This window comes from Thermosulfurimonas sp., assembly GCF_015491435.1.
In the GTDB taxonomy this organism is placed as follows: domain Bacteria; phylum Desulfobacterota; class Thermodesulfobacteria; order Thermodesulfobacteriales; family Thermodesulfobacteriaceae; genus Thermosulfurimonas_A.
In genome coordinates this window covers 1-12,499 of the sequence record NZ_WFVX01000076.1, presented here as the reverse complement: position 1 = coordinate 12,499, position 12,499 = coordinate 1, and the positions used below count along the sequence as shown (strand labels likewise).

11 protein-coding genes are annotated in these 12,499 nt (G+C 61.1%); 5 read left to right on the top strand and 6 right to left on the bottom strand.

Annotation, left to right across the window (positions count from 1 at the left end; genetic code table 11):
• The coding region (locus F8J34_RS03545) for an AAA family ATPase (RefSeq protein ID WP_297056592.1) at positions 1-282 on the bottom strand (282 nt) is incomplete at its 3' end.
• Between the two features lie 41 nt (positions 283-323).
• On the bottom strand, positions 324-5,579 hold the full coding sequence (gene uvrA, locus F8J34_RS03540; protein ID WP_297056590.1) for an excinuclease ABC subunit UvrA: 5,256 nt from the start codon (positions 5,577-5,579) through the stop codon (positions 324-326).
• A gap of 48 nt (positions 5,580-5,627) precedes the next feature.
• On the opposite strand from uvrA, the gene F8J34_RS03535 reads away from it, so the two are divergent.
• The 5 genes from F8J34_RS03535 to F8J34_RS03515 all read left to right on the top strand — a co-directional run bounded on the left by F8J34_RS03535 (position 5,628) and on the right by F8J34_RS03515 (position 10,147).
• Positions 5,628-7,154, top strand: coding sequence for a GGDEF domain-containing protein (locus F8J34_RS03535; RefSeq protein ID WP_297056588.1), 1,527 nt, complete (start codon positions 5,628-5,630; stop codon positions 7,152-7,154).
• 105 nt (positions 7,155-7,259) lie between these two features.
• Positions 7,260-8,825: a methyl-accepting chemotaxis protein gene (locus tag F8J34_RS03530; RefSeq protein WP_297056586.1), complete on the top strand. Its 1,566-nt coding sequence runs from the start codon at positions 7,260-7,262 to the stop codon at positions 8,823-8,825.
• A gap of 174 nt (positions 8,826-8,999) precedes the next feature.
• Positions 9,000-9,200: a rubredoxin gene (locus F8J34_RS03525; RefSeq protein WP_297056584.1), complete on the top strand. Its 201-nt coding sequence runs from the start codon at positions 9,000-9,002 to the stop codon at positions 9,198-9,200.
• On the top strand, positions 9,200-9,505 hold the full coding sequence (locus F8J34_RS03520; RefSeq protein ID WP_297056582.1) for a hypothetical protein: 306 nt from the start codon (positions 9,200-9,202) through the stop codon (positions 9,503-9,505). Before F8J34_RS03525 ends, F8J34_RS03520 begins: the two co-directional genes overlap by 1 nt.
• A 123-nt stretch (positions 9,506-9,628) precedes the next feature.
• Positions 9,629-10,147, top strand: coding sequence for a ferritin (locus F8J34_RS03515; RefSeq protein ID WP_297056581.1), 519 nt, complete (start codon positions 9,629-9,631; stop codon positions 10,145-10,147).
• On the opposite strand, the gene F8J34_RS03510 is transcribed toward F8J34_RS03515, so the two are convergent.
• From F8J34_RS03510 to F8J34_RS03495, 4 genes are all read right to left on the bottom strand, one after another.
• A complete protein-coding gene (locus F8J34_RS03510) occupies positions 10,144-10,833 on the bottom strand; it encodes a MotA/TolQ/ExbB proton channel family protein (RefSeq protein WP_297056579.1) in 690 nt (229 codons plus the stop codon). The genes F8J34_RS03515 and F8J34_RS03510 overlap by 4 nt on opposite strands.
• Before the next feature lie 4 nt (positions 10,834-10,837).
• Entirely contained in the window at positions 10,838-11,659 is an 822-nt protein-coding gene (locus F8J34_RS03505; RefSeq protein WP_297056577.1) for a 1,4-dihydroxy-6-naphthoate synthase, read from the bottom strand.
• Entirely contained in the window at positions 11,635-12,243 is a 609-nt protein-coding gene (mqnB, locus tag F8J34_RS03500) for a futalosine hydrolase (RefSeq protein WP_297056575.1), read from the bottom strand. The genes F8J34_RS03505 and mqnB overlap by 25 nt, the downstream gene beginning before the upstream one ends.
• Positions 12,243-12,499: YmdB family metallophosphoesterase (locus tag F8J34_RS03495; RefSeq protein ID WP_297056573.1), on the bottom strand; the 257-nt coding region annotated here is incomplete at its 5' end. The genes mqnB and F8J34_RS03495, both read right to left, overlap by 1 nt.

The following is a 12,499-nucleotide window of genomic DNA, read 5'->3' as shown; positions in this document are numbered from 1 at the left end:
GGTTTGAGGAGGGATGGTATTAAAATCAAAGATGAGGACCGGGTGTTCGGCGAAGTCCCACTTATCGTAGATATAAAGCCCCTCAAAGAGCTTGCGGTTTCCGCGGAAGAGCTCCTTCAAGGTGTTTACGGTGAGCGATTTTCCGAACCGCCGGGGGCGGGAGAGGAAGTAGCAGATACCCTCGGTTACCAGGCGGTGGATCCAGGGGGTTTTGTCCACATAGACCCAGCCCCGCTCCCTTATCTGTTTAAAAGACGAGGTATCCAGCGGAAGCCTTCTCATCAAGACCATAATATCCCGAATCCTCGGGTTTACCAAACGGGTCAGGAAAAACCTCGCGCAAGATACTCCTTAAGGGCGCAGGCCGTGGGAGTGTCCAGCCGAAGGAGCCCTTCCGGAGGGCCCTCGTAAAGGAGCTCTCCCCCCTCCGGGCCTCCCTCCGGCCCCAGGTCCACGATCCAGTCCGCCTCCTTGATTACCTCCAGGTTGTGCTCGATGACCACCACGGTGTTCCCCCGGTCCACCAGACCGTGAAGGAGCCGCATGAGCTTTTCCACATCGGCAATATGAAGCCCGGTTGAGGGCTCATCGAGGATATAGAGGGTCCCCCCGCGGCGGCCCTTTACGAATTCCGAGGCCAGTTTAATCCTCTGGGCCTCACCGCCGGAGAGGGTGGGGCTTGGCTGCCCGAGAGTGAGGTAATCCAGCCCCAGCTCGCAGAGCACCTCCAAGGGCCGGGCCACCTCCGGCACCGCGGCGAAGAACTCCCGGGCCTCGGCCATGGTCATGGAAAGCACCTCGGCGATATTCTTCCCCCGCCAGCGCACGGAAAGGGTCTCCTCGTTGTAGCGGGCCCCGCCGCAGACCTCGCAGGTCTGATACACCTCGGGCAGGAACTTCATCTCCACCCGGGTGAGGCCCTGCCCCTTACAGGCCGGGCATCTTCCCTCCTCCACATTGAAGGAAAACCGGCTTTCGGTCCAGCCCCGGGCCCGGGCCTCGGGCAGCCGGGCCAAGAGCCTGCGGATCTCGGTCATGAACCCCACATAGGTGGCCGGGGTGGAACGAGGGGTGCGCCCGATGGGGGAATGGTCCACCTGAAGCACCCGCCTCAGGGCCTCATACCCTTCTATTTTTCGACATCCTACCGGATCTTTCTTCCCGGAAAGAAGCCTCTCAAGCGATTTAAAGAGCACCTCGGTGACCAGGGTGGACTTTCCGGAACCCGAAACCCCGGTGACCACGGTGAGGGCCCCCACCGGAAAGCGCACCGTAAGATCCCTGAGGTTATAAAGCCGCGCCCCTTTTACGGTGAGAAACCTCTCCGGGCGGCGGTTTCTTCCAGAGAGACGATAGCGGCTTCCGTCGGAGAGGACCCGGGCGGTGAGGGATTCCTTGGCCCGGGGAAGCCCCTCCGGAGGCCCGCAATAGATGACCCGTCCTCCCTCCCGTCCTCCACCGGGCCCGAGGTCCACCACCAGATCCGCGGCCCGGATGGTCTCCTCGTCGTGCTCCACCACGATCACCGTGTTTCCTCGATCCCGGAGCCGGCGAAGGGCGGAAAGCAGGCGGCCGCCGTCCCGGGGGTGAAGCCCGATGGTGGGCTCATCCAGGATGTAGGCCACTCCGGTGAGGTTGGAGCCCAGTTCCGCGGAAAGACGTACCCGCTGGGCCTCGCCCCCTGAGAGGCTCTCCCCGGCCCGGGAGAGGGAAAGGTAGGAAAGCCCGAGATCACAGAGGAAATCAAGCCGCGAAAGGACCTCCCGCAGGATGGGTGTGGCGATCTCGGCCTCCTTCCCGGAGAAGGAAAGCCCGGAGAGGAAACGCTTAAGTTCCGAGACCGGAAGGTCCGAGAGTTCGGCGATGTTCCGGCCCCCGATGCGGAAGGCCAGGGCCTCGGGACGCAGACGGCTTCCGCCACAGGCCGCACAGACCCCTCCACCGACGCTTCCCATCCCTTGGCATTCCGGACAGGCCCCGGCCCGGGTGTTAAAGGAAAATAAAAGCGGATCCGGCTCGGGAAGGCTCACCCCGCATTCGGCACAGGTGAGTCTTTCGCTGAAAAAGACCTCTCCGAGAGGGCTCCACACTATGGCCTCGCCCTTTCCCTGGGTGAGGGCCTCGCGAAGAAGCCCGGAAAGCTCCCCCTCCCTCTCCGGGGCGACCTCGGTCTCTCCCACCACCACCTCAATGGTGTGTTCCCGGAAGCGGGAAAGCTCCGGGATCGGAGGAAGGGTAAGGAAACGGCCGTCAACCCGCACCTCGCGGTATCCGGCCCTTAAGGCCCGCTCAAAAAGCGGACGGTGGAACCCCTTGCGGCGTCTAACCCGCGGGGAAAGGACCTTCACCCGGGCCCCGGAAAATTCCCGCAGAAGGCGTTTTACGAAACCGGAAAGTTCGCCCCGGGAAAGGGGCCTTCCGCAGGAGGGACAGTGGGCGCGCCCCAGCCGGGCAAAGAGGAGCCTCAGGTAGGGAAGGACCTCGGTCATGGTCCCCACCGTGGAGCGAGGGCCCGGGCGGCTCGTCCGCTGCTCAAGGGCCACGGTAGGGGGAAGACCGGCGATGAGGTCCACCTCCGGCTCCTCATAAAGCTTTACGAACTGGCGCAGGTAGGCCGGAAGGCTTTCCAGATACCGTCTCTGCCCTTCGGCAAAGATGAGATCAAAGGCTAGGGTGGATTTCCCGGAGCCCGAAACCCCGGTGACCACGATGAACTTCTCCCGGGGAAGGTCCAGGTCCATGTTTTTGAGGTTGTGGTGCCGGGCCCCACGGATCTCAATAAAGCGGGGCTTTGGCCGGGAGGTCTCCTTCGGCCTTCCGGAAAGGCGGATCTCTCCGGCAAGGTAGCGTCTCAGCCACTCACCGGTAGGGGTGTCTTTTTTAAGGAGTTCCGCAACCGGGCCCTCAAAGAGGAGATGGCCGCCTTTCCTTCCGCCCTCGGGCCCCAGTTCCACCGCCCAGTCCGCAGAAAGGATGACCTCCGGGTGATGCTCCACCACGATCACCGTGTGGCCCCGGCGGGTAAGCTCGCTAAGCGCGGAAAGGAGTTTTTCAATATCCGCCAGGTGAAGCCCCACGGTGGGTTCATCAAGGATGAGAAGGGCTTTTTCGCCCTCGGGAAGGGCAAAGGCCCGGGCCATCTTAAGCCGCTGGGCCTCGCCACCGGAAAGGGTGGAGAGAGGCTGTCCCAGCCGGAGATAGGAAAGCCCCACTTTTTCGGCGGCAGAAAGCCGCCTTACGATCTCGGTATGCCCCCGGAAAAACTCCAGGGCCTCGGCCACGGTTAAATCCAGGATCTCGGCCACATTCTTTCCCCGCCAGCTAACGGAAAGGATCTCCGGCTGAAACCTCCGTCCCTCGCAGGCCTCGCAGGGAAAGGTAAGGTCCGAAAGAAACTGCATCTCCACCACCTGATAGCCCAGCCCCTCGCACTCCGGACACCTCCCCTCCGGGGAATTAAAGGAGAAATGGACCGGAGTCAGGCCCAGGAGCTTGGCCTCGCGGGAGGAAGCAAGAAGCCGCCTTATGAGGTCATAGACCCGGAGGTAGGTGGCGAGATTCCCCCGGGGGGTCTTCGCAAGCGGGCTCTGGTCGAGCATCTCCACGGTGGAGAAGACCTCGTGGCCGGAAAGGTCCCGGAAGGCGCCCGGAGGTTCGGTGGTCTCGCCCCGGGCCCGCTTAAGCCCCCGGAAGAGGCAGAGTTCCACCAGGGTGGACTTCCCGGAACCCGAGACCCCGCAGACCACGCTAAGGGCCCCGTGAGGGAAACGCACCGTAAGGTCCTTTAAGTTGTTCTCCCGGGCCCCGGAAAGGACGAGAAATCCTTTAAAAGTTTTCTCCGTGCGGGCCGGGGCCTGCGGCCGGCGGGGGATCTCCCTTAAGGCCCTTCCGGTGGGGGTGTCCTTTTTGAGGAGTTCCTCCGGGGGACCCTGATAGAGGAGGTGTCCCCCGGCCTCCCCGGCCCCGGGCCCGAGGTCCACCACCTCGTCCGCGGAAAGGATGACCTCCGGGTCGTGTTCCACCACCACCGCGGTGTTCCCGCGGGCGGAAAGCTCTTTTAAGAAACGCACCACCCGGGCCGTGTCCCGGGGATGAAGCCCGGTGGTGGGCTCGTCAAAGAGATAGAGGGTCTCGGTAAGCTCCGAGGATAGGGCCCGGGTAAGAAGTACCCGGGCCACCTCGCCGCCGGAAAGGGTGCGGCTCTGGCGATCCAGGGTAAGATAGGGAAGCCCCACCTCGGAAAGATACTTAAGGCGCCGGAAGACCTCCCGGGCCAAGCGTTCCTCGGCCGGAGCCGGACCGCCTGAAAGATAATCCTCCATAAAACGCAGGGCCTCATCCACGGAAAGGGCGTAAAACTCCCCTAGATTCAAACCGGAAAGATAAAACCTCAAGGCCTCGGGGCGGAAACGCGTTCCCCCGCAGGCCGGACACCTCCGGTAGGCCCGGAAACGGGAAAGGAGGATGCGCACATGGGCCTTGTAACGCTTGGTCTCAAGCCAGTCAAAAAGCTCCTTGACGCCGTACCAGGAACCATCCCCGAAAAGGATCTTCTTCCTCACCTCCTCCGGAAGCTCTTCCCAGGGTCGCTCAAGGGGGATGCCTTTTTCCCGGCAGTAAGCAAAAAGATCCTCCCGCACCTCCCAGGCCAGGGGCATCTCCAGCACGCTTATGGCCCCCTGGGAGAGGGACTTTCTTTTATCGGGGATCACGAGATCCCAGTCTATATCCAGGATCCGTCCGAATCCCCGGCACTCCGGACAGGCCCCAAGCGGGCTGTTAAAGGAAAAGAGGTTCGGGGTGCGCCGGGGGACGGAGAGCCCACAGTAGGGACAGCGCTCGGCGGAGGCGAAGCGTTCCTCCCTTCCGTAGGGAAGATGCACCCGCACCTCGCCGGCCATGGAAAGCCCCTTCTCCAAGGCCTCCGAAAGACGCGAAAGGGCCTCGGGGGTGATCCGTAGCCGGTCGAGCACCACCTCCACCTCGGAGGGGAGACTCTCCAGCTCCTCAAGATCGCAGACCCTATCGCCGATAAAGGCCCGGAAGTATCCGGCCTGAAGGAGCCCCCGGCGCAGAAGCTCCGGGTCCCTTTGCGCACGCACCGGGGCGGTGATCACCGCAGGCTCCCCGGGATAGTTCCGGAGGAGGGTCCGAGCCGCGGAAAGCGGATCTGCCGGAAGGATGGGCCGCCCGCAGCCCGCGCACCGGGCCTCTGCGGCCCGGAACCAGAGCATCTTCGCAAAATGGGTGATCTCCGAAAGGGTCCCCACCGTGGAGCGGGAGCTTTTCACCGGGTTCACCTGGGAGACGGCAATGGCCGGGGGGATGTTCTCTATGGATTCCACCCGGGGCCGGGGAAGGCGCTCGAAGTACTGACGTACGTAGGTGGAGAAGGTCTCAAGGTAACGTCTCTGGCCCTCGGCAAAAAGGGTGTCAAAGACTAAGCTGGACTTCCCGGAGCCCGAGACCCCGGTTACCGCGATCACCCGGTAGAGAGCCAAACTTAGATCAAAACCCTTGAGGTTGTGTTCGCGGCAATTTTTGAGTAGGATATGTCGCATATACGGGTCGGGGGTCATTTTTTCCGGCGGTTTTAAAGAATACAGAATTCTGGGGTTTTTGCACGCGTGAAGGAAGAACTCAAACGTGTAGAGGCCTTCCTCAAGGATCGGGAACTCTCCCTGCCCTCCCCGCCGGCCCTTATCCCGCGTCTGATCCAGGCGGTCAAATACGAAGACTATCAGGCCCTGGCGGAGACGGTTCGTCTGGATCCGGGGCTTTCGGCCCGGATCCTGGGGCTCGCCAACTCTCCTCTTTACCATGCCGGGGACCCCATCACCTCGCTGGAGGTGGCCATCTCCCTTCTGGGTACCGAGGTGATCAAGAATCTGGCCCTTTCTTTTGTGGTGGCCCGGGCCTTTCGAAATCCTGTCCCACCGGAGGGGCTCTTCGATCTGGATCTTTTCTGGAAAAGGGCGGTGGCCACGGCCCTTGCGGCCCGGCTTCTGGCCCGCACCAAAAAGATGGAGGAAGACCACCTCTTCTCCGCCGGGCTTCTGGCTGACCTCGGCGTGCTCATCCTTTACGTGCTTCTGCGGGGAGAATATCTCCGGATCCTGGAGGAAAAGGAAGTAACCTCGCGTCCCTTACACCAGGTGGAGGGGGAATTACTGGGGTTTCACCATGCCCCGGTGGGGGCCTGGGTCCTGCGAAGCTGGGAGCTACCGGAACATATCTATCAGGATATTCTGTATCACCATTCCTGGGAGGATGCCCCTCCGGAGTTCAGGGAACATGCCTATCTGCTGGACCTGGCCCTTTCGGTAAGCGGGGTCTATTTCAGCCGTCAGCAGACCGAACATTATCGCCGGGTTAAGGAGGAACTGGCCCGGTATCTGGGGTTTTCGGAGAAAGAGACCCTGCATCTAATGGACCAGATGGCCCGGGAGTGCCAGGAGGTCTTTTCCTTCTTTGATCTTTCCGCCCGGGGCCTCACCTCCTATTCCGAGCTGATCCGGGAGGCTTACGAGGAGCTGGAACGATCCAGTCTGGACTGTGCCCTGATCCTCCAGCGGCTGAAGGAGGAGAAGGCCCGGGCCGAGGATCTGGCCCGGCGTCTCAAGGAGGCCAACGAAAAACTGCGTCGCCTGAGTATCACCGACGGCCTTACCGGCCTGTACAACCATCGCTACTTTCAGGAGAGGCTGCGGGAGGAATTCGAGCGGGCCCGGCGCTATCGCCGGTCCCTTTCCCTGATCCTGCTGGATCTGGACCATTTCAAACGGGTCAACGACCGCTACGGACATCTGGTGGGAGACCAGGTGCTGCGCGGCGTGGCCCAGGTCATCCAGCGCAACATCCGCAAAAGCGATATCCCGGCCCGCTACGGCGGAGAGGAATTCGCCATCATCGCCCCGGAGACGGATCTCCAGGGAGCCAGCACCCTGGGGGAAAGGATCCGGGAGGAGGTGGCCCGGCAGGAATTCTCTTATGGGGATCAGAAATTCTCCATCACCGTAAGCCTGGGGGTGGCCAACATCTTTCCCGCCGCCTCGGATAAAACCCCGCGTGATCTCATCGAGGCCGCGGACAAGGCCCTTTATTACTCCAAAACCCAGGGCCGGAATAGGCTAACCGCGGTTATTGTTCGCTAGGTGGCGCCGTATTACTGAAAATCAATTTTGACCTTTTTCTTCACCTTTGATATCTTTTCAAATCATCGTTTATATAGGTAAATCTAAATTCATTTGCGGGAGGGAATGATGCGATTCGGGCTGGTGGCGCGGATGGGGTTAGTCTTTACGCTTATCGTGGCGCTGAATCTGGTCTCCCTGGGGGTCTTTTTCTGGGCCAAACGTTCCTACGATCAAACCTCCCTTAAGCGTCAGGAATATGTGGACGATTTAAGTGATCTTCAGGATATAAAGTACCAGTTCACCCGCTGGAAGGTGAACATCCTCTCCGGCATGTTCAACCTCTCCCCCTTCGTCTTTTCCACCAAGAAACTCGAGGCCGATATTCGAGACCTGACCCCTCACGACGAAAAGGAGCGGGTCTTTGTTCGGCAGCTTCAGCAGAAATATCTCCAGATGAAGAAGGTCTCGGACAAGGTCCTGGGCATCCTGGCCCGGGCGGATCAATGGGAGGACGAAGACGAGCTGCGGGACACCCTTCTGGATCTTTATAACGGAGAGGTGAGTCCCCTCACCAAGGGCATTTACCGTTTTCTGGACCGGGAAATAGAGTCCATTCAGAAGCTGCTGGACGTTTTCGAGGTGGAGGCGGAGCGGAAGCTACGTCTGGTCCATATCGTGCAACTGGTTTTCACCCTGTTGACCCTGCTTACGCTGGTGGTCTTTGCCCTTTATCTGCATCGTAAACTCCGGCAGGGGTTTGCCACCCTGGACGAGGCTCTGGACTCCATGGCCCGGGGAGATTTCACCTATCAGGCCCGGGTACGGGGCGGGGACGAGATCGCGGTAATGCTCACCAAGCTTAATCGGGTCATTCAGGATCTCCGTCCGGTGATTGAAAAACTACGCGAGGTCTCGGCCCGACTGGAGACCGACGCCCGGGAGATGAAAAGCTCGGCTGAGGCGGGCATTTCCATCAACGAACATACCAAGGCCCGGGCCGAGGATATGAAGCGCGGAGCCGAAGAGATCCTCTCCCATACCGAAGCCGAGGCCCGCTCCATCAACGAGATCTCCTCGGCCATCCAGGAGATCAGCCAGAACACCACCAAGGCCAACACCATCACCAGCGAGGCCGTGGAGAAGGCCCGTCTGGCCCAGGGAATCATCCACAAAGTGGGCGAGGTCTCCCGGGAAATCGAATCCGTGATCCAGCTCATCACCGGGGTGGCGGAGCAGACCAAGTTCCTGGCGCTCAATGCCACCATCGAGGCGGCCCGGGCCGGGGAGGCCGGAAAGGGGTTTGCCGTGGTGGCCAACGAGGTCAAGGAACTGGCCCGTCAGACCGCCGAGGCCACCGGGGAGATCACGGAGAAGGTGCGCTCCATGCAGGCCGAAGCCTCTCAGGCGGTCCAGGCCACGGACGAGATCGTAAAGGTCATCGAAGAGATCAACCAGATCGCTTCGGCCATAGCCGCCGCCATAGAGGAACAGACCGCGGTGATCGCCCAGATTGCCGAACAGGTGGAGGCCACCCGGGGCAGTGCCCAGACCCTCTCCGAAGAGGCCCGGGAAGCCTTTGAGGCCGCCATCCAGGCCCTGGATAGCGCCCGCCGGAACCTGGAACAGGCCCAGACCCTTTCCAGACTCTCCCAGGAACTGGCCTCCCTGGCCGCCCAGTTCCGGGTATAAATCTTCACGGGCACTCGGAGCCCGGGGCCTTTCCGGAAAGCTTCCGCTAAACCTCCCTTGGCATAGGGAAAGAAAGGATCCCTTCTCTGGATAAAAGTAGATTTTATAACTTGACAATATCTTAAATATCTCTTAAACTTGAAAAAGAGACAAAATTGCATTTGGAGGTCAAGCATGAATTTGGAAGGAGCCTGGATCTGTTCCACCAGCAATTGTGGCTACATGTATGTACCGGCCAAGGGGGACCGGAAGGGGAAAATCCCTCCGGGGACCTCTTTCGAGGAGCTTCCCGAGGAGTGGCGGTGTCCGGTTTGTGGGGCCAGCAAAAAGGCCTTTCGGCCGATGGGCGAGCTGGAGAAAGGAGGTGAGAGGTAATGCGTATCCAAATCGAGGGTCAGGTGGTTTATTTTCGACCGGAAAATGAACGCGAGGCCAGGGAGCTGGACCGTCTCTGGAAGGTGCTCACGGTCTGCGAAGGGGAGAACCGCAAGATCCAGCCCATGGGCATCTATACCCCCGGCGCCACCGAAGCCGCACAATTCTTTATCGAGGGGGTGAAGCCTGCGGTGAGCCCGGAGAAAACCATACGTTACGTGTGCATGATCTGCAACCGCATGGAGGAACATCCGGCAGGAAAGGCCCCTATCTGCTGCGGACAGCCCATGATTCCCATGGATTAGACGAAGTCTGAACTCCGGCTTTACCCACCGGACGCAGGAAAAAGATTAAGGCAGGAGATTGCCCGAGGCGGGAAAGTATGCCATAAACTTTACCAGGAGTTCAAAAAAAGAAGGAGGGTTCCCATGCTTTCCGAAAAGATGGAGGCCGCACTCAACGAACAGATCAAGTGGGAGTTTTATTCCGCCTATCTCTACCTTTCCATGGCCGCTTACTTCGAAGATCTGGGGCTGGAGGGCTTTTCCCACTGGATGAAGGCCCAGGCCGCCGAAGAGACCATGCATGCCATGAAGTTCTATCGGTTCGTGCATGAACGCGGGGGGAGGGTGCGTCTTCAGGAGATCCCCAAGCCCCCGGAGGAGTGGGATTCACCGCTGGCCTGCCTGGAATACGCCTTAAACCACGAGCAGGAGGTCAGCCGGCGGATCAACGCCCTTATGTCCGCCGCCAAGGAGGAAGGGGATCACGCCACCGAGATCTTCCTTCAGTGGTTCGTCTCCGAACAGGTGGAGGAAGAGGATTCCTTCGGCCGCCTGGTCAACCAGATGAAACTGGTTAAGGATTCGCCGCAGGGACTCTTTCACCTGGATCGGGAACTGGCCACCCGGCCCCTGGACCTCAACCTCATGGCCCAGGAGGCCTAATCCAGGGCCTCCCGCAGGAGGTCCCGCAGACACAGGGCCAGAAGTCTCCTTTCCACCCGGGAGAGGTCTTCCAGAAAGGCCTCTCCCGCCCGATGGAAGTAATTATAGGCCACCACCGCCGGAATGGCCGCAAAGAGCCCCATGGCCGTGGCGATCAGGGCCTCGGCGATCCCCGGGGCCACGGTGGCCAGACTGGCGCTCCCCTTAAGCCCGATACGGTGAAAGGCGGCCATAATCCCCCAGACCGTACCGAAAAGTCCGATGAAAGGGGCGGTATTCCCCACCGTGGCCAGGAAACCCAGGTAGCTCGGAAATTCCCGGGTGCGTTTTTCCCGTAAATAGGCCCATTCCGTAAGAAGCACCTCCCGCAGCCCGGCATACCAGGCCCCCCGCAATTCCGGACTCCGGGGGGGCGCAAAATCCCTTTTCAGACGCTGATAGACCCGGAGATAATCGGTGATGATCTCCCGAAAGAGTCCGGCCGGAATCTCCTCCAGAAGGGAGGAAAAGCGCACCTCGTCCCGGCGGAAGGCCTCCTCCAGGGCGGAAAGCCCCCGCCGGGCCTCGCGCACGGCCTTCCATTTGGCCAGAATCACCGCCCAGGTGAAGACCGAGAGCCCAAAAAGGATCAGCAGGGTAAACTTTCCCATCCAGCCCAGGTTCACCAGGAGATACCAGATATTCATGGACTCACCCCCAGAAAAGTTCCGGCCCCGGAGAAATCCCGGTCCTGCGGGCCAGCTCGTAAATGGCCCGGCGCCCTTCCTCTCCCAGGTCCAGGGTGTACACATTTATATAAGTACGCAGGTGGGCCTCGATCACCTCCCGGGAAAGATCCTGGGCATAGCGCCGGATGAAGGGCAGGAGTTCCTCAAAGCGGGATCGGGCCTGAAAAAAGGCCTTGCGCAGGGCTGAGAGCAGGGCCTGCCCCCATTCCCGGGGCAGATCCTCCCGCACGAAAATCCCTCCCAGCGGAAGGGGCAGACCGGTCTCCTTCTCCCACCATTCTCCCAGATCCAGCACCGGATAGAGGCCCCTTTCTCGAAAGGAGAAACGTTCCTCGTGGATGAGCACCCCGGCTTCGGCCTCCCCGGAAAGAAGGCGGGGAATAATCCGGGAATAGAGACAGAACTCCTTTTTCCGGGCCTCCGGGAAAGCCAGCCGAAAGAGGAGATGCGCCGTGGTGTGTTCACCGGGCAGGAGCACCCGGACTCCGGGAACCTCCTCCCGGGCAAGGGGCCTGCGGGCCACCAGAATGGGGCCGCATCCCCTTCCCAGGGCCGCCCCCACCGGAAAGACGCGATACCGGGGAAACACCTCCGCCAGGAGGGCGAAGGAAAGCTTGATCACCGGAACCGTGCCAGCAAGGGCCAGACGATTGAGGTTCTCTATATCCTCAAAGCGAAACACCGGCTCAAAGGGCAGGGCTATCCAGCCCAGAGCCAGGGGCCCGAAGAGAAAGGTGTCGTTCGGGCAGGGAGAAATGGCTAGGTGAAGACGCGGGACAGACAACGCAGGGCCTCCTGCAGGGTCTCAAGGGCCTTCCGGGTATCCCAGGGGGCCTCCGGTTTTTCCAGCAGGTTGCTCACGGCCCGCAGTTCCACCAGGGGCACCCCGGCCTTTCGGGCCGCCCGGGCCACGGCAAACCCTTCCATGTTCTCGGCCAGGGCCGCATAGCGATGCCCGAGGAGACGGGCCCGCTCCGGATCGCGCGAGGTACAGCATACCGTAACCAGCGGACCGTAAGCCGCCTCCAGGCCTTCTTCGAAAAGACAGGCCTGGATCTTTTCCAGCCAGGGACCCCGGAGGGAGACCCGAAACTCCACCGGCGGCTCGAACTCCGGAGGCACCGGAAAACACAGCCCCAGGTCCCCGAAGATCTCCTCGGTGGCCAGGACCAGATCCCCGAGGGAAAGAGCGGTGGCCGGATAGGCCCCGGCCAGGCCGCAGAGCAGGATCAACGAGGGCTGCCGTGCCCTTAACACCTCCGAGGTGCGGAGAGCCGCCTCCACCGGGCCCACTCCGATGACCTCCAGCGCCGGAAACGCCTCCCGCAGAGGCGCCGCTTCCTGTTCCGTGGGCACCAGAACCAGCATCAATCCTCCTGGCGGCGGAAGGTCTCGATCCTCACCGCACGACCGGTTTCCGGGTCCAGCTCCAGAAATACTCCCTCCACCTTGACCGGCCCTTTCTTGGGCACCTCGAGTTTGCGCGGAACCTGGGTAAGGTACATCTCCAGGGCCTGGTCCCGATGCATACCGATCACCCCGTCCCGCAGTCCGCACATCCCGGCATCCGAGAGATAGGCCGTGCCCCCGGGAAGAATCCTTTCATCGGCGGTCTGCACATGGG